Here is a 275-nt window from a genome sequence, read left to right as displayed (position 1 = left end):
GCCTCGGCCTCTTCGTCATCAGCCGCCTCTCCGCACGGCACGACATCAAAGTCCACCTGCGGACCTCCCCCTACGGAGGGACAACCGCCGTTGTCCTCCTGCCGACCGCCATGCTCCCCGGCGCGCTCACCGCGCGTACGGACGACGAGCGGGAGGCGGCCGGTGCCCCGGTCCCGGAACCCGCCGAGAAACCCGCTTCGCCCCCGGTCACAGGACCGCGTCCGGTCCGCGCCGAACCGAGCGCGTTCCCCGCCCCCGAACCCCGGCCCGCACTC

At 74.2% G+C, this 275-nt stretch carries 1 protein-coding gene; it reads left to right on the top strand.

Annotation, left to right across the window (positions count from 1 at the left end; translation table 11 throughout):
* Window positions 1–275: ATP-binding protein (locus J0695_RS41555; RefSeq protein WP_505383647.1), on the top strand; the 275-nt coding region annotated here is incomplete at both ends.

The organism is Streptomyces beijiangensis, assembly GCF_017315755.1.
Classification (GTDB): domain Bacteria; phylum Actinomycetota; class Actinomycetes; order Streptomycetales; family Streptomycetaceae; genus Streptomyces; species Streptomyces beijiangensis.
This window is presented reverse-complemented; position numbering and strand designations above follow the sequence as displayed.